This window comes from Shewanella sp. MBTL60-112-B2 (genome assembly GCF_019655055.1).
Lineage (GTDB): Bacteria > Pseudomonadota > Gammaproteobacteria > Enterobacterales > Shewanellaceae > Shewanella.
The window spans coordinates 1-19,533 of sequence record NZ_BPFA01000013.1; the positions used below are offsets into that span (position 1 = coordinate 1).

Here is a 19,533-nt window from a genome sequence, read left to right on the forward strand (position 1 = left end):
ATCATATCTATTAATTTATGCTGAAAACATGTTCTAGCAACCAGCCTTAAACTTGGCAGTGACTATTAACCGGTTTTCATATCGTTAACTGACTGCAACATTGCCCGGCTCTCGCGCTGGAATTGCGGCGCGAAGTCACCAAACCAACGCGAGACTTCAGCAAATTGCTCAACAAAAGCATCACGGTTGCCAGATTTTAAAATCGACAGCGCCTGTGAGTAATTATCTAAGTAATCACCAATCGCCACTAAACTCTCTTCTTGAGCAAAGATAATGTCGGCGTATAGCTCAGGGCTTTGAGCAAATAAGCGTCCAACCATCGCCAGCTCTAAACGATAAATTGGCGAGCTAAATTGCAGTAATGACTCAATATCGGCTTCTTCTTTATATAGGTTTAAGCCATATACAAATGAGGAGAAGTGTCGCATCGCCTGCACTAACTGCATGGCTTTATCATGCTTACTAGGCTCAGCTTCAACAATACGCGCGCCCCAGATTTCGATTTGCTCAATCAGCCATTGGTAAGCATCACTATCGCGGCCATGACACACCACCACAACTTGTTTAGCAAGGCTACCAACATCCGGGCCAAACATAGGATGTAAGCCAAGAACGGGGCCTGAATGCGCCGCAAGCATCGCCTCTACTGGCGCACCTTTAATCGATGTTAAGTCAGCTAGAATACAGTCTTTAGGTAGATTGGTTAGCTTGTCAGCAATCAGTTCACAGGTAATGTTAATTGGCACTGTCACTATCACTAAGCCTGCACCATCAAAAATGCTTTCGCTATTGACCCAGTCATCTTTATCTAAGCTTTTAACTTGGTAGCCAGACAAAGTGAGCATTTGCGAGAATAAGCCGCCAAGCTTACCTTCACCGCCCACTATCACCACATGGCCTAAATCTTGTTTTACTTGCTTAAAGCCTACATCTTTTTCATTAAGGTAAGACTCTCGCATAAGGCGACGCAGAATATCTTCTATCAGTTGCGGCGCCACATTCATCTCTTTAGCTTCAGCACGTCGCTTAGCCAGCATATTAGCTTCACGCTGCGGAGCATAAATTGGCAAACCTGCACCATGCTTGACCGCGCCAACTTGGGCGACTAAATCGAGTCGCTTTCTCAGTAAATGCAGTAGTTGCTGATCAACGCCATCAATCAAACCTCGTAGGTTTTCTAGCTCTGCGGTAGTTTTCTCATTCATCAGTCTTTCTTCCATCAGCCATTTGCTACTTTGAGCATATCAAATCGAGTCGGTAAAACCGGCGCTAACAGCTTAGCCCCTTCACGCAATAGGCATTCAGTTGTCTGCCAATTAATGCAAGCATCTGTTACTGATACACCGTACGCAAGTTCATCCATTGCTAAATCACTACTTTGCTTACCCGCATTTAAGTGACTTTCAAGCATAACACCAATAATTGATTTATTACCCAAAGCGATTTGGTTAAACACATCTTCACAAACCGGCTTTTGCTTATTGTGATCTTTTGAGGAATTACCATGGCTACAATCAACAATTAAGCGCGCGCTTAATTTAGCAGCATGTAATTGTTGTTCGCACTCAGCCACACTCGCGGCATCGTAATTTGGCGTTTTACCGCCACGTAAAATTACATGGCCGTCTGGGTTACCCGCGGTTTGTAATAACGCTACCTGCCCTTGCTGATTAATACCCATAAAACGATGACTGCTCGCCGCGGACTCAAGGGCATTGATGGCAACTCCAAGCTTACCATCGGTGCCATTTTTAAAACCTACAGGCATAGAAAGACCTGACGCCATTTCGCGGTGAGTCTGTGATTCAGTGGTACGTGCACCAATCGCTGACCAAGTGATGAGCTCTGACATGTACTGCGGGCTAATAGGGTCGAGTGCCTCAGTGGCAACTGGCAATTCAAGTTCAGCCAGCCAAATCATTAGCTCGCGTGCTTTTCTAAGGCCTTTATCGACATCGAAAGATTCATCCATATCAGGATCGTTGATCATGCCTTTCCAGCCAACCGTAGTGCGCGGCTTTTCGAAGTAAACACGCATCAGTACAAAAAACTGATCACCGAGTTCATCATGTAGCTTCTTGAGCTTAAGCGCGTACTCTTTTGCGGCATCAATATCGTGGATTGAGCAAGGGCCTGAGATCACCAATACGCGATTATCACGTTTGTGCACGATATCTGATACCGTTTTACGCGCATTCAGTACATATTGGTATGCATGCTTAGACAGAGGCAATTCACGCTTTAGCTCTTCTGGAGTCACTAACACTTGTTCTGAACTGATATGGACATTGTTAATTGTATCTTGTTGCATAATAACCACCTGCTTATCTCTAATCCGCTTCCCGCGTCAACGACTTTTTCTACACTGAAGAACGTCTCAACTCATATGAACCAAACTACCAAAGTAATATTGTAACGGTACACCATTACACCTTGTAAGCACTATGCCTATTCGGCGATATAAGATCAAGTGCAATTTAAATAAATGAAAAATTCTAATCTAGCAGTGGGCAAGCTGAAGGAAAGAGAACAAAACGAGGAGGTGGCTGCTTGAGCCAAAACAGACAGCTCTGTCAGTTTTGACTTATTTTAGGCAACAAAAAACCGCCATATAGGCGGTTTCTCGTGCGAACACTGCATCTTTTTTTTAGCGAGTACTAAATTACTTAGTAGCAAGCTTCTCACGGATACGTGCAGACTTGCCTGAACGATCACGTAGGTAGTAAAGCTTAGCACGACGAACACGGCCGCGACGCTTAACTTCGATGCTAGAGATGATTGGGCTGTGAGTCTGGAACGCACGCTCAACACCTTCACCATTAGAGATTTTACGTACTGTGAATGCAGAGTGAACGCCGCGGTTACGCTTAGCGATTACAACGCCTTCAAACGCCTGTAGACGCTCTTTACCGCCTTCTACAACACGTACTTTAACAACTACTGTATCACCGGCACCAAATTGTGGTACGTCGGTTTTCATTTGCTCTTCGTTGAGCATTTTGATGATGTTATTCATTAAATAAACTCCATACTAGTAATAACTGCGCTTCGACTAATCATCTTGTTTGATGCTGTCAACAAATTCGGCTAAAAGCTTCTCTTGTTCGCCAGTCAGAGCTAGATTTTCAAGTAATTCTGGTCGTCTCAACAAAGTCCTACCTAGGCTTTGCTGTAAACGCCAGCGTCTAATATGTTCGTGGTTGCCACTTAGCAATACGGCTGGAACATCCAGTCCATCCAAACTTTCAGGACGCGTATAGTGGGGACAATCCAGTAATCCGTCAGAGAAAGAATCTTGCTCTGCAGAAGCTTGTTTTCCTAGCACGCCAGGAACCAATCTTGAAACTGAATCAATCAGAGTCATCGCTGGAAGTTCACCGCCCGAAAGCACGTAATCCCCTATCGACCACTCTTCGTCCACTTCAGTTTGAATAATGCGTTCATCAACACCTTCGTATCGACCACACACTAAAACCAAACTGGATGATTTTGCTAACTCTTCAACGCCTTGCTGTGTCAGCTTACGGCCCTGAGGAGACAGGTAAATCACCTTTGCCTCTTTTCCAGCTGCAGCTTTCGCCGCATGGATGGCATCACGTAAAGGCTGCACCATCATCAACATTCCAGGGCCACCACCGTAAGGGCGGTCATCCACTGTTTTATGTTTATCATGGGTGAAATCACGAGGATTCCACGTTTGCAACTCTAGTAACCCTTTGCTAACTGCACGACCCGTTACACCAAAGTCTGTTACGGCACGAAACATCTCGGGAAACAGGGTTACTACCCCTAACCACATATGTTGTACCTCGACTTAAAAGTCCGGATCCCAATCCACTAAAATCTGTTTTGCTGCCAAGTCCACCTTTTGGATGAACTGGTCAGTAACAAAGGGAATCATACGTTCCGCTTTGCCAAAGCCATCTTTCGCGTTTGCTTTAACTAGAAGTACGTCATTCGATCCTGTTTCCACGATCTCCTGCACTGTACCCATGTTGTAGCCTTTGGTATTAGTGACTTCACAGCCTATAAGATCTCGCCAGTAGAATTCATCTTCTGGTAAGTCTTGCATCTGATCAGCTGGCACAGCAATCTCACAATTAGTAAGCGCTTGCGCCTCATCCCGTGTTGATACGCCTTCAAGACAAGCAACTACGGCTTTACCTTGGAAACGCCACTGGGCGACTTTAACCTCGCGCCATTCGCCTTGTTCTTTAATAAGCCAAGGTGAATAGTCAAAGATACCTTCAACAGAGTCGGTATAGGTAGTGATCTTCAACCAACCTTTAATGCCATAACTTGAACCGATTTTGCCAAGGATGACGGGTTCTTGTTTACTACTCATCAATCTATACCTTAACGCTATTAAGCAGCAGCTTTACGAGCGTCTTTGATCAGTTTTGCTACACGATCAGTAGTAGCAGCACCGTTAGCAACCCAATGCTCAACACGGTCAAGATCTAAGCGTAGAGCTTCTTCTTGGCCACGAGCTACAGGGTTAAAAAAGCCAACGCGCTCGATGAAACGACCGTCACGGGCGTTACGGCTGTCAGCTACAACGATGTTATAAAATGGACGCTTTTTTGCGCCGCCACGAGCTAAACGAATGGTAACCATGCGTTTGGTATCCTCTAATGATTTGCTTTTTATCAAGCAAAAATAAAAACTGAAACTCCGTGTTCGCGAAGAGCCCCAGATAGAAAGCCGGCAGATTTTACCTGACTGACCGACGAATGCAACCGTAATCGGCGTTTTTTACGCCTAAAACGATTTACAGACCAGAGTGAGTTTCACTCTAGTCTGTAAATTTAGCTTTGCGGAATATTATAAATGCCTAGCGACCGGGCATTTTCATGCCTGGTGGAAGCATACCACTCATGCCACGCATCATTTTTTTCATGCCGCCTTTTGAAGACATTTTTTTCATCATCTTCTGCATCTGCGTAAACTGTTTCAATAAACGGTTCACGTCTTGAATTTGTGTGCCGCTGCCCATCGCGATTCTGCGCTTGCGCGAACCTTTAATGATATCTGGACGTTGGCGCTCGCCTGGTGTCATAGAATTGATAATCGCTTCCATCTGCCCAGTCATTTTGCCATCTTGAACTTGAGCAAGTGCTTCAGGTGGTAATTGACCCACACCCGGTAGCTTCTCAATCATGTTCATCATGCCGCCCATGTTTTTCATCTGCTGTAGTTGTTCACGGAAATCTTCTAAATCAAAATTTCCACCTTTCTTCACTTTAGCAGCCAGCTTCATGGCTTTTTCTTGGTCTACGCCGCGCTCAACCTCTTCAATAAGAGAAAGTACGTCGCCCATACCAAGAATACGTGAAGCAACACGATCAGGGTGGAAAGCTTCTAGTGCGTCGGTTTTTTCACCTACACCCAAGAACTTAATTGGCTTACCTGTGATGTGACGAATCGATAGCGCTGCACCACCGCGTGCATCACCGTCAACCTTAGTTAGAACCACACCCGTTAGCGGTAGTGCTTCATTAAAGGCTTTGGCTGTATTTGCCGCATCTTGACCTGTCATGGCGTCAACCACAAACAGTGTCTCAACCGGTTTTACTGCAGCGTGAAGCTCTTTGATTTCATCCATCATGGCTTCATCGACGTGCAAACGACCTGCAGTATCGACAATAACCACATCAATGAACTTCAGCTTAGCGTGTGCAATTGCTGCATTAGCAATATCGACTGGCTTCTGGCTAACATCTGATGGGAAAAATTGAACTTCAACTTCAGCCGCTAAGGTTTCTAGCTGCTTGATCGCTGCTGGTCGATATACATCGGCAGATACAACAAGAACTGATTTCTTTTCGCGCTCGCGTAAGAACTTAGACAGTTTAGCAACACTGGTTGTTTTACCCGCACCTTGCAAACCCGCCATCATAATCACAGCTGGAGGCTGCGCCGATAGGTCCAAAGCTTCGTTTGCTTCACCCATCGCATTTTCAAGTTCGCTTTGTACGATCTTAATAAAGGCTTGGCCTGGACTTAGACTCTTGGAAACCTCTTGTCCAACAGCGCGTTCTTTAACGCTATTTACGAATTCACGAACCACAGGCAAGGCAACATCGGCCTCAAGAAGAGCCATGCGGACTTCGCGTAAGGTTTCCTTAACGTTTTCTTCCGTTAAGCGACCACGGCCACTGATATTTTTCAGAGTCCGTGACAATCTGTCAGTTAAGTTCTCAAACATTATCCAGTTCTTTACCGTTTAAAATTACTATTGATGGGGCTGTATTATAGCGATGCCCAGATATTATGCTACAGAATGAAGCAAGTTACTTTTACAACTAAGAGCAGTGAAACGTAAAAAGTGACTAAAAATTGGTTATTAGATAAAAAATCGACCTATTTTTGCAACCAAGGTCACTGCCCAAAGCCCATTAGCTCATGCTATTCTACACCATAATGTTACATGCTAACTTAGTGTTTAAAGTCTAAATAACTTTTGTGGTTAGAATCGACACGATATTTTAGTTCATCAGTGATTTAACTCCTGCTTGAATCAGGCTAGTATGCAAGTCGTTGGTCAGCTTTGCTTAAACATAAGAGCATGTGTTAGCGCATCAAGTTCATAAAACAAATAGGTTAATACTCAATGGTCATTTTTTCAGCTTCAGCCATGTTGTTTTACAGTATTGCTTTAGTTCTCGTCGCCAGCCGACTTTTTCACGCTGACGGTCCAAACAGAAAATTAGTTGCTGGCGTTGCCGCGATTGGTGTAGTTCTGCATGCAGCAGCGCTATCTCAAGCCATTATGACAAGTGATGGGCAAAACTTCAGCCTAACCAATGTTATCTCAATGGTTAACTGGATTATTACCTTCAGCTTTACCATTTTACTATTTAGACTCAAAGTAATTGTCGTATTACCTGTGGTCTATGCCTGTTCAGTGATCTCTGTCGCTCTACTTTGGTTAGTGCCACCCGAGTACATAATTCATTTTGAGATCCATCCAGACGTCTTAGTCCACGTTGTATTGTCATTAATGGCCTATAGTGCGCTGATGATTGCTGCTCTGTATGCAATTCAGTTAGCCATTATTCAGAACCGTCTTAAGAACAAAAAAATTGTCATGACATCGGCTATGCCACCACTAATGACGGTTGAAAAGCAGCTTTATCATTTGGTGATTGTTGGGGTGATTTTATTGAGCTTGTCGTTAGCAACTGGCTTTATTTTCCTCGATGATATGTTTGAAGAAGGCAAAGGTCACAAAGCTGTATTATCGATTATGGCTTGGTGCGTCTATATCGCCATGTTAGCTCAACAATACTGGGTAGGTTGTCGTATTAGAGCTGCGGTTGCTTACACGTTAACCGGTGGCGTTCTATTATCATTGGCCTATTTTGGCGCCCGCGTTGTTAAAGAGCTAATCCTCAACTAAGCTGCACCCATTGATATTTGACCCACCCATCATGGTGGGTCAAACTTGACACCCTCTTCAAAGTTCTGTAATTACTAATTTCATAGTGCTTTTTGAGCTTTAATATTCGCCCCTTTCTTTAAACAACAGCGGAGTTCCAACGTTTGGACGATATATCCACTGGCGTACTTTTATCTATTCTGTTCGTCTTAATTTTACTGTCTGCTTATTTCTCTGGCTCAGAAACTGCCATGATGTCGCTTAACCGCTACCGCCTGCGTCACTTGGCAAATAGCGGCCACAAAGGGGCTAAACGCGCCATCGTCATGCTTGAACGCCCAGACAGGCTTATTGGGCTAATCCTTATTGGCAATAATCTGGTTAATATTTTAGCCTCAGCTATCGCGACTCTTATTGGAATGCGTTTGTTTGGTGATGTGGGGGTCGCCATCTCGACCGGTGTGTTAACTTTAGTCGTATTGGTTTTTGCAGAAGTCACGCCAAAAACCGTTGCCGCACTTCACCCTGAACGTATCGCCTTTCCCTCTACTTTAATTCTTCGCGTGCTATTAATCGTGTTATCGCCCTTTGTTAAAGTCGTTAATTTTATCACTTCAAGCTTTTTACGCTTGCTTGGCATTCACTCAGTAAAAGCCAGTGACGCACTTAGTCAGGAAGAGTTACGCACGGTAGTCAATGAAGCTGGCGCACTAATTCCACAGCGTCACCAAGAGATGCTGCTATCGATTATGGATCTTGAAAAAGTCACCGTTGATGACATCATGATCCCGCGTAATGAACTCTACGCAATTAATATCAATGATGATTTTAAGAGCATCAACAAACAGGTCATTCAAAGCCCACACACACGTGTTTTACTTTATCGTGATACCGTTGATGATGCAGTGGGTTTTGTTCATCTAAGAGATGCCCTGCGTTTACAATCCAAAGGACAGTTCAGTAAATCATCCCTGCTACGTGCGGTAAAAGAGCTGTACTTTATCCCTGAAGCCACGCCACTCAATGTGCAGTTATCCAACTTTCAACAGAACAAAGAACGTATCGGCCTAGTTGTCGATGAATATGGTGATATACAGGGCTTAGTTACACTTGAAGATATCTTAGAAGAGATAGTTGGAGACTTTACTACCTCTATGGTAACCACACCAAGTGAAGACATTACTCCACAACAAGATGGTAGTTACTTGATTGAAGCGAGTATTAACATCCGCGATCTCAACAAAGAGATGAGTTGGCACTTTCCTATTGATGGCCCTAAAACCATCAATGGCCTTGTACTTGAGTACCTTGAAGAGATCCCGGAGCCAAATACTTCAATGCGCTTATACGGTTACCCATTAGAAGTGATAGATGTTGCTGACAATATGATTAAAACAGTTAGAGTGATGCCGCAACATTATCGACCGCCTAAAACGGCTGGCTAATCGAGTGCAGCTCTATTCACAAATAAAAAGGCGCTTTTGCGCCTTTTTAACTATTTAACAGACCCATCCTTAATAACGTTGACACTTTTCAAACCGTTTAAACGGCTTTTCTTGCCACTTCTAACGCTCTGCGTTTATCTCGCGCTAAAGGCGTAATGTCAGCTAACAGCTTCTTCTCCAGACCCAACATAAAATACACCTCTGCCATCAAAAAGAACGGGCCGATTAATAACTGATTCAAATCATCGACAAAAGCGGGCTTGGCTTTCTCGTAATGGTGACCCACAAACTGGATCAGCCAACCAAAAAAAAAGACAACGACCGCTATCCATATCGCATTGGGAATTTGCGCTACTAGGCTCGATGTATAAAGTACTGGGATGATAAAAAGGGTCAAACCAATTGTGAGTCTGGCATGCAACAAGAAATAGTAGATAAGCACAGCGACTGTGAAAATCGTGGCGACATTAAAGCTAATGACAGGATCATTTAAGACTGCAAAATTAAGCGGGATTAGATTCAATAATAAAAACAGCGACCAAATAATCAGTGGTACTCCCACAAAATGAGTTCGGATATTTTTAGGGTTCAAATGGACACTTTTATAGGTTGATAACTGTTCTTCAGCGGATTTCATCTGCTCTTCTCCATATAGGCTTGCGAGGTTTGATGCCTAGCTCTTAGTATCTAACTGACGACGGTATTTGGCTCAACATGACATGAGTTGCGTCAATGCCGCGATAGTTTGTTGTTAGCACTTAGATTAACCGAGATTAACCGCCGCCGAATTTAACTAAATATTAACCTAATGGATCTTTCCACATTTTAATAGAGTAAAAGTTCAAAATAGCGTTTTAGGCTGCATCGCTCACCAATAAAGCAGCTTATGCTGACTCACAGCCCTCATCGCAAAGGTAGAATCACTCTGGCACCTAATCTGTCGTCGAATAAGTCACCCATTTAGCAGAGTCATCATCAAAGTAGCTTTCCTGGGTGATCTTACCTTTACCATCAAGCTTTTTGATCACCACCGCCTGGCCATTCTCATCATAAACTTTAATCTGTTTATCTATCACCACGCCGTTGACATAGGTACGCTTGGATATTAACTGACCATTACAGTGATATTTAGCAAACTCGCCATCTTTTACGCCCATATTGTAATGCTCGCGAGAATCAACCCGACCATTTTCACCACAGAAGGTTAGCTGCACCCCATGGCGAGTATTTAACGGATTATAACCATAATGCTGCTCTGAGCGTCGTTTGCCATCTGAGCTATAGGTTTCTAACATCCCGCAGTTACTTGCTCTGTCGTAGCTAAATTTGCTTCTTAAACGACCATTTCGATAGTAGGTTTTCTCATTCAGTTTTTTATAATCGGCATAAATAAATTCACTATTACTCTCAAGCTGGCCATCTGCATAATAGTCCTTGTGACGCTGGCGCTTTTCACCATCGACAAAGTAGTACAGGCGCCATTCACGGCCCCTTTCATAACTGATGCTCTCGACCTCTTTGTCGCCTTCAAATCGCTTATAACTGAGGATTACGCCCTGCTCATTATAAAGCCACTGCTCAGTCTTCACGCCTGCTTGATAAAGTCTCACCCATTGCGGCTTTCCAGTGGTCGAAAAGTGGTAACTAATCTCTTTACCATCTAACTTGCCCGCCTTATACCAAGCGGTTTCATTGAGTTGATTATTGAGCGTCGAGAAACTATAGCCGTGCTCGAGTCCATCTTGATACTGAGTCGCTCTATAAAACGCCTTGCCATAAGCATAATTAGTCGCAATGCCAGTAAAAAATTGGCCTCGATAAAACTCAGGGCAATCACTTTGATATCGCTCGCTGCACTGGGGCTGTTTTAGGTCATCCTCACTAACCGGAAGCTGTATATCATTGCCGCATGCCGATAGTAACCACACACTTATCAGCAGCATTAATAGGGAGGTTACTCGCATTAATCTTTGGGTATACAGCATAATCATTACTCAATGTGGTTAGAGGTATTTGGCAGGAAAGCCAATGCAAACATAAAACACGTAAATAAAACACGTAAATAAAACACCAACTTAAACTGCAGCACAATACACAGAGTTAACAGGGTTCTCAAATTGCTCAAGCATTAGTGCCTACTTTATTGATGGTTTCGTAACTCAGGTCACTGTATGCAATTAATTCTAACCCAAATACCTATCCTCTCGCTCTTCCAGACAATGATTAACGCTAGTTAATTTCACATCTATAATTAAAGGCGTATAGTTTTAAGTACTCCAGTCAGTTCTATCTTCTCTTTAACAAGAGGTATTTATTTGGGATGTACTCCTGCAATAGATATTGACGGTTCTACCATAGCTAACCTTTTCAGACGGGGAAACTTTAATGACAGCGCTTTGCTCACTCGCACAACCAGGGGTGTTATCTAACCCTACCTCCCATGTTGAGTACCTCACTTTTTGCCTCAAACCTAGCTCAGCACCCTCGGATGCTATTGACGATTGCATTGCTACAATTGGCGGTATTGAAAAGTCTATAAACCACAAAGATCTCAGCGCAGGCCTCAATATCTCTGTTGGATTCTCGGCAAACGCTTGGCCGCAACTTTTCCCCGACCATGCCTTACCGGCTGAGTTACACCCTTTTCCCGCCATGAGTAATGGCGAACGCGTATTTCCTGCTACTGCTGGCGACATCTTTGTGATGATTAAGTCTGAGCGCATAGATCTAAACTTCCAAGCGGCAAAGTACATACGTAACAGCCTGGCTGATATCGCCACTCTTACAGAAGATATACAAGGCTATAAATATCTGGATAACCGCGACATGATCGATTTTGTCGATGGTACTGAAAATCCTGATGGTGATGAAAGAGTCGAAGCGGTATTGGTTACCGATGATATTGAATTGCACCGTGGTGGCAGCTATTTACATGTGCAGCGCTATATAGACCGTCAAGGCCTGTGGGACAAACAGACAACTGAATATCAAGAGCAGGTTGTTGGTCGTACAAAAATGGATAACGTAGAGCTCAATGATGACGTCAAACCTGCTTGGGCACACAATGCTAAGAGTAAAGTCGAAATTGATGGCGAAGAGATAAAAATGCTTAGGCAGAACCGTCCTTATGGTAATGCAATAGAGCATGGCACCATGTTTGTCGGATTTGCTGCTACACCAGCAATTATTGAAACCTCTTTAAGTCAAATGATTAACGCTGATGATAACGGCCACTATGATCGTTTACTCGATTTTGTCGAAGCTAAGACTGGCTGTTTATTCTTTATGCCATCAAAATCCTTTCTTGAGCAGTTTGATGATGAATAAATAGCCTATAACGTTATGAACTTGCTCTATTAGCATATGGTTAGTCATTAGCGCGCAGATAGAGTGAGTTCAAATCAGTTACTAATATCAGTTCAACTTTGTAGTGGTTTTAGTTTTAGCTTGAAGCTGAGTAGCCAAAGGATTATATTCGCCGCATTAGAGTAACACTATCCTTAAACTAAGCCATCAATGTCACAGCCTATTCCTTTACTCACTATCGACCCCGTCAATAGCCATAACTTGAGCACACTACTTAAACTGCAATTAAAACCTGAGCAGTGTGGTTTTATCGAGTCGATTGCCGAGTGTTTACAAGAGGCTAAAGAAGACCCTCGTTACACACCTGTAGCACTTTGTTGTGAGCAGCGAGTCGTCGGGTTTGCTATGTATGGTTTATTTAATGAATGCCAAACGCAACGGGTATGGTTTGACCGATTCCTTATCAGCCAAGACTGTCAAGGCCAAGGTTTAGGCAAAGCCTTTGCAGACTTGCTATTAGCGCTTTTATTTCGCCAGTTTCAATGCCCACGGATTTTCTTAAGCGTTTATCCGAATAACCTCACAGCTATCACTCTGTATCACAAACTAGGTTTTGAGTTTACCGGTGAGCAAGACATAAATGGTGAGCATGTAATGGCATTAGAGAATGCCAAATCAAGACTCTAAAATTACCGTAGCCGTAGCGTAATGTTTTTCATCTGCGATAGATATATGAACCCGGCAGCCCCCCAACGCTGATAACCTTTGAGCTGCGCCATCAGTGAAGGTAACCAGTGGTGCGCCATGGTCATTATTACTGATCTGTATATGCTGAAAAGACACCCCGCGACCTATGCCTGTGCCCAGTGCTTTTGCCGCAGCTTCTTTAGCTGCAAAGCGCTTAGCTAGATAGCGGCCAGGTTGAGTTGAGCCTACAAAGAGTGCGAACTCAGCTTCTGTTAATACACGCTTGGCTAAGCGACAACTTAATAATGCTTCATCTCCTGCCACAGGAATACGTTCTTCAATCCGAGCGATTTCCACAATGTCAGTGCCTAAACCTACAATCATAATAGCTCTCTATCTAATCTCGTCTCAATTTAGGGTAAATAAAAGCCGAGAGCATCAGTCTCGGCTTCAATAACAACGCTATGCTGAGTTTATTCGCCGCGACGACCTTCTAGCATCAGCTGCTTCATATCACGTACGGCTTTATCTAATCCATCGATAGCGGCGCGAGCAATAATCGCATGGCCAATATTGAGCTCATAAAGTTCAGGGATGGCAGCAATTGCTTTAACATTATGATAATGCAAGCCATGACCCGCATTGACCACTAAACCCTTGCCATGAGCATAGGTCGCCATTTCAGTAATACGCTTAAGCTCTGCAGCTTGCTCGCTATCCGTTTCTGCATCGGCATAACAGCCGGTATGAATTTCAATAACCGGTGCGCCAACAGCAACTGCGGCATCAATTTGCCTACTATCGGCATCGATAAATAAAGACACCTTGATGCCTTCTTTAGTCAAACGCGACACAGCGGCTGCAATCTTGTCTTGCTGGCCAGCCACATCAAGGCCACCTTCGGTAGTCAGCTCTTCACGCTTCTCAGGCACTAAACATACGTAGGCAGGCTTAATTTCACAGGCAATATTGAGCATTTCTTCGGTAACTGCCATCTCAAAGTTCATACGCGTCTTTAAGGTTTTTGCCAATGTATATACATCACGGTCGATGATATGACGGCGATCTTCGCGCAAATGAATGGTAATACCTTCTGCACCGGCATGCTCTGCAACGGCGGCAGCATGAACGGGATCGGGATAATTTGTACCGCGCGCCTGACGCAGAGTCGCAATATGATCGATGTTAACGCCCAATAAGATCCGGCTCATGATTGTTCCTTAAAAAGTAAGCAGAATAAAAGACAATATTGTACTGATAGGGTTGCTGTTTAGCCAGTATCGCCGACCAAACTGTGATGAATTTATTGTGAGTGACTTTTACCAGTTACGGCCTAAAGTTTAGGTTTTTTAGCGAACAGGGTTCTGGAGTGCAGCGGTTTATCACCAAGGACGGGAGCTAATAGCTGTCGCATTAACTTCTTAGCTTCTAGATAGTGCTCTACCGTCAATGTACGCTGATTCAAGGCCACCAACATTTCTCCAGTAAAAAATCGATGTTGATTGAAAGCTGTTGCAATCACAGGCGTAAAGCCGTGGTCTTGCTCTAAACGATAAAAGCCACTTGCAGTAATGGGGGCATCACTTGGATCAAAATCAAGTGACGGCATAGTACCAAGTTCTTTCAAAAGCGCATGCTCAAAGTATCTAAGTTGGCTTTGATTGAACTCTGTCGCCATCGCAATCAAGGTGCGGTGATAGTCAAAAAACAAGTTTTCGGCACTATGCTGCACGCTTAAACAACGAATGAGTAGCTCATTAAGGTAAAGCCCTGAATACAAACAATCTCCCGTTAACGGGACTGCAGGACTTGCTGCCTCTACTTGTTTAAGGTTTTTGAGATCGGTTTTCCCCTGCAGTTGAAAAATAATCGGCTGGAAAGGTTGGATAATACTGCGAATTGAGTTTTTCGCGCCGCCCAAACGCGCAACAGCATCAACCCGCCCCTTACCATCTACTAGTAAGTTCACGATGACGCTGCCATCACGAAAATGCCTACTATGAAGAACGTAACCACGTTCCATATTTACGATCCCAATTCACTAATACCAATCAGTATAATAGCCAATAAAAATGCCCCTTCTTATCACTAAAAAGAGGCATATTTCGCTGTTAAGTTAACAGGTGACTATTCGTCACCGTAACCTAAGCTACGCAGTGCACGTTCGTCATCAGCCCAGCCTGACTTAACTTTAACCCACATTTCTAAGAAAACCTTGTTATCAAACAAGACTTCCATATCAACGCGTGCAGCAGAGCTTATCTTCTTGATACGCTCGCCCTTGTTACCAATCACCATACGCTTTTGAGTTTCGCGCTCAACAAGCACCAAAGCGTTGATCTGGTATACGCCATTTTCCATCATCTTAAACTGTTCGATCTCTACCGTACAATCGTATGGTAGTTCGTCACCTAGGAAACGCATCAGCTTTTCACGTACGATTTCAGAAGCCATAAACTTTTGCGAACGGTCGGTCACATAATCTTCAGGGAAGTAATGTGGCGACTCAGGTACTGAGGCAACAGACATATCCAAGATGCGTTGAACGTTTGTGCCTTGAGTCGCTGAAATAGGCAAAATTTCATCAAATGGAAACTTCTTAGATAGCTCTTCAAGGTGCGGGAACAGCGCTTCTTTATCTTTGATGTTATCAACTTTGTTGATCGCTAGAATCGTCTTACGACCATCATCACGGCTCTGTAGCTTACGCAGCACCATCTCATCATCTGGCGTCCAGTTCATACCGTCGACCACAAATATCACCAAGCTGACTTCCGCTAACGAACTTGCCGCAGCACGGTTCATTAAACGGTTAATCGCACGCTTCTCTTCCATGTGAAGACCTGGCGTATCGATAAACACAACCTGACGCGGACCATCGGTATGAATACCCATGATGCGGTGGCGGGTAGTTTGCGGCTTTTTAGAGGTAATACTAATCTTCTGGCCTAAGAGCTTATTAAGAAGCGTTGACTTACCCACGTTCGGGCGACCAACAATCGCCACCATGCCGCAATAGGTCACCGCGTACTTAACCGCTGACGACGGATTGTTCATATTAGCCAGTAGTTCGTCTAAACTTGGCTCTTGGCTTTCAGGTAAATCTTTGTTGTCACTCATTTCTTAATTAACTCCAACACTTGAGCCGCAGCACTTTGTTCCGCTTTTCTGCGCGAACTTGCTACTCCGATAACGGCTTGGCTCAAGTCTTCTACAATACATTCAACGGTGAAAGTCTGCTCGTGAGCATCACCTTCAGTATGGGCTACTCTGTAAACAGGCAGTGGTTTTCTAAACTTCTGCAAATACTCTTGCAGTAATGTTTTAGGATCTTTTTGATTTATAGGTTCAATAACCTTTAGGCGCGATTCGTACCAATTAAGGACTAACTGACGACAGTTCTCAATATCAGAATCGAGATAAATTGCACCAATAATCGCTTCTACTGCATCGGCTAAAATTGACTCTCGTCTAAAACCGCCGCTCTTTAGCTCTCCAGGGCCTAGCTTTAGGTAATCACCAAGCTTAAATTCAATCGCAATTTCAGCCAACATTTTGCCGCATACCAGTGTTGCGCGCATTCGGCTTAAATCACCTTCAGTGGCTGCAGGAAACTGATGATAAAGCGCATCAGAAATTACTATCGATAAAATAGAATCCCCTAGGAACTCCAATCTTTCATTGTGCTTGTTAGAGGCACTTCTATGGGTCAAGGCTTGGTCTAAAAATGCTTTTTCGTTGAACTCATACCCTAGAGTACGGCACAAACGTGGAATGTTTTTAATTGGTTCCATATTACTCAATTCCGCCTACACGGTTAAAGCGAACCCCTGTAGGGATCCAAGTCGGTAAAAAGTCTGCAGGCGCTCTGTCAAATTCAAAGCTAATCCAAATTGCTACAGCTTTACCCACTAAGTTTTGCTCTGGAACGAAGCCCCAGTAGCGACTGTCTTGACTGTTGTCACGGTTGTCACCCATAGCGAAGTATTGACCTTCAGGGACAACAAACTCCGTAAGTGGGACATTGTCTTGACGGAAAAAGTGACTAATCATATCTGGACGAGACGGATTGATTAAGATGTCATGACTCACGTCACCAATCTGCTCTTTATAACGCAGCAAAGGCGTACCATTTTGAGAAAACTCACCACGGTTCACTAAGGCTCTATCAACCATCTTTAGCTCTGGACAAGGGCTTTGGCCCTCTTTGCAAGCTGGTTGAATATAAAGCTCTTTGTTGCGATAAATAATTCGATCACCTGGTAAACCTATGATGCGCTTTATGTAATCGACTTGCGGGTTAACTGGATATTTAAATACCGCTACATCGCCACGTTCAGGCTTACCCGTCTCTTTAAGCGTAGTACGCCAAACAGGATCTTTAATACCGTAGCTAAATTTCTCAACCAAGATGAAGTCACCAACTAACAAAGTTGGCATCATAGAGCCTGATGGGATCTGAAATGGTTCATAAATAAAAGAACGTAAAATCAATACAAAAGCGATAACTGGGAAGATAGACTTGGATGTTTCAACCAAAGCCGATTCACGCATAATCTTATCAACGCTTTCTTCGCTCAAATCTGCTTGAGCAGCTTGAGCCATTGCCAACTTCTCACGGCGCTTAGGCGCAAAAAACAGAGCGTCGGCCATCCACACTAAACCGCTACTTAAAGTAACCAACACCAATATTAGAGAAAAATAGGCTGCCATTATTAAATAAACTCCTGCCAAACATAATCGGTTTTATGGCGATAGCGCCATTGTCATTAATGGTTATACGCCAGTAATGAAAGCGCCGCAAATTGCGGCGCTCAGTCTAGCGATATATTAACAATTCTTAACGATTAAGCTTAATCGTTAAGCTTCAGTACCGCTAAGAATGCCTCTTGTGGCACTTCAACGTTACCAACCTGCTTCATACGCTTCTTACCTTCTTTCTGCTTGTTCAGTAGTTTCTTCTTACGAGATACGTCACCACCGTAACACTTAGCCGTTACGTCTTTACGCATCGCTTTAATCGAAGAACGCGCAATAATCTGGCTCCCCACTGCCGCTTGAACAGCAATATCAAACATTTGACGAGGAATAAGCTCTTTCATCTTATTCACAAGTGCTAGACCCTTAGTACGGATCAAACCTTTATGGATAATCATGGCTAACGCATCGACTCTGTCACCGTTGATTAAGATGTCTAAACGCACCATGTCAGCAGGTTCAAAACGAATGAAGTTATACTCAAGAGAAGCATAACCGCGACTGGTTGACTTAAGACGGTCGAAGAAGTCCATTACCACTTCAGCCATTGGCAATTCGTAAGTCAGTGCCACTTGGTTACCGTGGTAAACTAAGTTGGTCTGTACACCACGCTTTTCAATACAAAGCGTAATAACGTTACCCAAATACTCTTTTGGAACCAAAATATTAGTTTCTACGATTGGCTCACGCATCTCGGCAATGTTATTTACCGCTGGTAAATCTGACGGGTTATCAACATAGATAATCTCGCCATTAGTTTGAACAATTTCATACACTACCGTAGGAGCGGTAGTAATTAGCTCTAGGTTGTATTCACGCTCTAGACGCTCTTGAATGATCTCCATGTGAAGCAGACCCAAGAAGCCAATGCGGAAACCAAAACCTAGTGCTGAAGATGTTTCTGGCTCGAAGAACAACGAAGCATCGTTCAAGCTTAGCTTGTTAAGTGCTTCACGGAAGTTCTCGTAATCATCGGTAGAAATTGGGAATAAACCCGCATAAACCTGCGGTTTAACCTTTTTAAAGCCACCAAGTGGTTTGTCTGCACCGTGCTTAGAATGCGTCAAGGTATCACCTACAGGTGCACCATGGATCTCTTTAATACCAGCAATAACAAAGCCAACCTCACCGGTTTTCAACTCGGTAGTATCGGTTTGCTTAGGAGTAAAGATACCCACGCGATCAGCATTGTAGTTCTGCCCTGTAGACATAACCTTAAACTTATCGCCTTTTTTCAATACGCCATTTTTAATACGTACTAAAGATACAACACCTAAGTAGCTGTCAAACCAAGAGTCGATAATCAGTGCTTGAAGTGGACCTTCTGGATCACCTTCTGGTGGTGGAATTTGCGCAACAATAACTTCAAGAACATCTTTGATACCGATACCCGTTTTAGCTGAACAACGAACAGCGTCAGTTGCTTCGATACCTACGATGTCTTCAATTTCTTCAGCTACACGATCTGGATCGGCCTGAGGTAAATCGATTTTATTAAGGACAGGAACAACGTCCATATCCATCTCTAACGCTGTATAACAGTTTGCTAGAGTTTGCGCTTCAACGCCTTGACCTGCATCGACAACTAACAATGCACCTTCACACGCGGCAAGCGAGCGCGATACTTCATATGAAAAGTCAACATGACCTGGAGTATCGATGAAGTTTAGCTGGTAAGTTTCACCGTCATTCGCTAAATAATCCAAAGTTACGCTTTGCGCTTTAATGGTAATACCACGCTCACGCTCAATATCCATTGAGTCGAGAACTTGCGCAGCCATTTCGCGATCTGTTAAGCCACCGCATTCTTGAATAAGGCGATCTGATAGTGTTGATTTGCCGTGGTCAATATGGGCAATAATTGAAAAGTTTCTAATATGCTTCATTATGCTGGGATGACTTAACTCGAAGTTGATAAAAATTTTAAAGTGCAGAATTGTACCCGATTGCAGCTTT

At 43.7% G+C, this 19,533-nt stretch carries 20 protein-coding genes; 4 read left to right on the forward strand and 16 right to left on the reverse strand.

Features of this window, described 5'->3' with window-relative positions:
• Nucleotides 1-65: 65 nt before the first annotated feature.
• The 7 genes from tyrA to ffh all read right to left on the reverse strand — a co-directional run bounded on the left by tyrA (nt 66) and on the right by ffh (nt 6,208).
• On the reverse strand, nt 66-1,205 hold the full coding sequence (gene tyrA / locus K5Q73_RS10075) for a bifunctional chorismate mutase/prephenate dehydrogenase (protein WP_220764437.1): 1,140 nt from the start codon (nt 1,203-1,205) through the stop codon (nt 66-68).
• A 14-nt stretch (nt 1,206-1,219) separates the two neighbouring features.
• Entirely contained in the window at nt 1,220-2,311 is a 1,092-nt protein-coding gene (locus K5Q73_RS10080; protein ID WP_220764435.1) for a 3-deoxy-7-phosphoheptulonate synthase, read from the reverse strand.
• Nucleotides 2,312-2,662: 351 nt separating this feature from the next.
• Entirely contained in the window at nt 2,663-3,016 is a 354-nt protein-coding gene (gene rplS, locus K5Q73_RS10085) for a 50S ribosomal protein L19 (protein ID WP_012276214.1), read from the reverse strand.
• Nucleotides 3,017-3,052: 36 nt separating this feature from the next.
• Nucleotides 3,053-3,799, reverse strand: a complete 747-nt coding sequence (gene trmD, locus K5Q73_RS10090) for a tRNA (guanosine(37)-N1)-methyltransferase TrmD (RefSeq protein WP_012154309.1) — start codon at nt 3,797-3,799, stop codon at nt 3,053-3,055.
• A gap of 15 nt (nt 3,800-3,814) precedes the next feature.
• Entirely contained in the window at nt 3,815-4,345 is a 531-nt protein-coding gene (gene rimM / locus K5Q73_RS10095) for a ribosome maturation factor RimM (protein ID WP_220764433.1), read from the reverse strand.
• Between the two features lie 20 nt (nt 4,346-4,365).
• On the reverse strand, nt 4,366-4,617 hold the full coding sequence (rpsP, locus tag K5Q73_RS10100; protein ID WP_012154307.1) for a 30S ribosomal protein S16: 252 nt from the start codon (nt 4,615-4,617) through the stop codon (nt 4,366-4,368).
• 217 nt (nt 4,618-4,834) lie between these two features.
• A complete protein-coding gene (gene ffh, locus K5Q73_RS10105) occupies nt 4,835-6,208 on the reverse strand; it encodes a signal recognition particle protein (RefSeq protein ID WP_220764430.1) in 1,374 nt (457 codons plus the stop codon).
• Nucleotides 6,209-6,613: 405 nt separating this feature from the next.
• Between ffh and K5Q73_RS10110 the strand changes: the two genes are divergently transcribed.
• Nucleotides 6,614-7,402 carry an inner membrane protein YpjD gene (locus K5Q73_RS10110; RefSeq protein ID WP_220764428.1) on the forward strand — a complete coding sequence of 263 codons (789 nt, stop codon included), beginning with the start codon at nt 6,614-6,616 and terminating at the stop codon, nt 7,400-7,402.
• A gap of 143 nt (nt 7,403-7,545) precedes the next feature.
• Nucleotides 7,546-8,826 (forward strand): HlyC/CorC family transporter, encoded by a 1,281-nt coding sequence (locus K5Q73_RS10115; RefSeq protein ID WP_220764419.1) that lies wholly within the window; start codon nt 7,546-7,548, stop codon nt 8,824-8,826.
• 97 nt (nt 8,827-8,923) lie between these two features.
• Here the strand turns inward: K5Q73_RS10115 and K5Q73_RS10120 are convergent, their stop codons facing one another.
• Both K5Q73_RS10120 and K5Q73_RS10125 read right to left on the reverse strand, forming a co-directional pair.
• Entirely contained in the window at nt 8,924-9,463 is a 540-nt protein-coding gene (locus K5Q73_RS10120) for a DUF962 domain-containing protein (protein ID WP_220764410.1), read from the reverse strand.
• Between the two features lie 295 nt (nt 9,464-9,758).
• Nucleotides 9,759-10,811, reverse strand: a complete 1,053-nt coding sequence (locus tag K5Q73_RS10125; RefSeq protein ID WP_220764408.1) for a toxin-antitoxin system YwqK family antitoxin — start codon at nt 10,809-10,811, stop codon at nt 9,759-9,761.
• Between the two features lie 400 nt (nt 10,812-11,211).
• Here K5Q73_RS10125 and K5Q73_RS10130 point away from each other — a divergent pair, with 400 nt between their 5' ends.
• Complete coding sequence (locus tag K5Q73_RS10130) at nt 11,212-12,153, forward strand: Dyp-type peroxidase (protein WP_220764406.1); 942 nt, start codon at nt 11,212-11,214, stop codon at nt 12,151-12,153.
• A gap of 189 nt (nt 12,154-12,342) precedes the next feature.
• Complete coding sequence (locus tag K5Q73_RS10135; RefSeq protein WP_220764404.1) at nt 12,343-12,819, forward strand: GNAT family N-acetyltransferase; 477 nt, start codon at nt 12,343-12,345, stop codon at nt 12,817-12,819.
• Here K5Q73_RS10135 and acpS read toward each other — a convergent pair.
• From acpS to lepA, 7 genes are all read right to left on the reverse strand, one after another.
• Nucleotides 12,808-13,203 (reverse strand): holo-ACP synthase, encoded by a 396-nt coding sequence (gene acpS, locus K5Q73_RS10140; protein ID WP_220764395.1) that lies wholly within the window; start codon nt 13,201-13,203, stop codon nt 12,808-12,810. The genes K5Q73_RS10135 and acpS overlap by 12 nt on opposite strands.
• Nucleotides 13,204-13,292: 89 nt before the next feature.
• Entirely contained in the window at nt 13,293-14,030 is a 738-nt protein-coding gene (gene pdxJ, locus K5Q73_RS10145; protein ID WP_220764393.1) for a pyridoxine 5'-phosphate synthase, read from the reverse strand.
• Between the two features lie 122 nt (nt 14,031-14,152).
• Complete coding sequence (gene recO, locus K5Q73_RS10150; protein WP_220764391.1) at nt 14,153-14,842, reverse strand: DNA repair protein RecO; 690 nt, start codon at nt 14,840-14,842, stop codon at nt 14,153-14,155.
• 104 nt (nt 14,843-14,946) lie between these two features.
• The gene (gene era / locus K5Q73_RS10155; protein ID WP_220764389.1) at nt 14,947-15,939 is read right to left on the reverse strand and encodes a GTPase Era; all 993 of its coding nucleotides are present in this window, start codon (nt 15,937-15,939) and stop codon (nt 14,947-14,949) included.
• Nucleotides 15,936-16,613: a ribonuclease III gene (gene rnc / locus K5Q73_RS10160; RefSeq protein WP_220764387.1), complete on the reverse strand. Its 678-nt coding sequence runs from the start codon at nt 16,611-16,613 to the stop codon at nt 15,936-15,938. The genes era and rnc overlap by 4 nt, the downstream gene beginning before the upstream one ends.
• A 1-nt stretch (nt 16,614) precedes the next feature.
• On the reverse strand, nt 16,615-17,532 hold the full coding sequence (gene lepB, locus K5Q73_RS10165; protein WP_220764385.1) for a signal peptidase I: 918 nt from the start codon (nt 17,530-17,532) through the stop codon (nt 16,615-16,617).
• A gap of 140 nt (nt 17,533-17,672) precedes the next feature.
• The gene (lepA, locus tag K5Q73_RS10170; RefSeq protein ID WP_220764383.1) at nt 17,673-19,463 is read right to left on the reverse strand and encodes a translation elongation factor 4; all 1,791 of its coding nucleotides are present in this window, start codon (nt 19,461-19,463) and stop codon (nt 17,673-17,675) included.
• Nucleotides 19,464-19,533 lie beyond the last annotated feature (70 nt).